The sequence below is a fragment of the Mesorhizobium sp. M4A.F.Ca.ET.050.02.1.1 genome (assembly GCF_003997725.1).
Lineage (GTDB): Bacteria > Pseudomonadota > Alphaproteobacteria > Rhizobiales > Rhizobiaceae > Mesorhizobium.
The window spans coordinates 1-384 of the sequence record NZ_RZSG01001568.1; the positions used below are offsets into that span (position 1 = coordinate 1).

The 384-nt window shown below is 59.1% G+C and carries 1 protein-coding gene; it reads right to left on the bottom strand.

All coding sequences use genetic code 11. The features are described from left to right. Positions 1-177: 177 nt before the first annotated feature. Positions 178-384, bottom strand: a 207-nt coding sequence (gene rpmE / locus EOA33_RS38665; RefSeq protein ID WP_127407884.1) for a 50S ribosomal protein L31, incomplete at its 5' end; no start/stop codon positions are given.

Consider the following 384-nt stretch of genomic DNA (forward strand, 5'->3'; position numbering starts at 1 on the left):
GGTCCTCCGGCGAGGGAGAAAACTGTCACCTATGCAATCGGTCCATTCTGTTACCTATCTATCCGGTTCGGACACCAGCACCTTCTCCCCGTATAGTGACGGGGAGAAGCGAGCTCTGGTCAACAAAAAACCCGCCTCGAAGGCGGGTTCTTGATCTGCGACAAGGCAGGAATAGGCTTAAAGGCCGAAACCTTCGAAGCGCTTCTTGAACTTCGACAGGCGGCCGCCGCGGTCGAGCAGGGTCTGCTGGCCGCCGGTCCAGGCCGGGTGCGTGGTCGGGTCGATATCGAGGTTCATCGTATCGCCTTCCTTGCCCCAGGTCGAACGGGTCAGGTATTCGGTGCCGTCGGTCATGACGACCTTGATGGTGTGGTAGTCGGGATG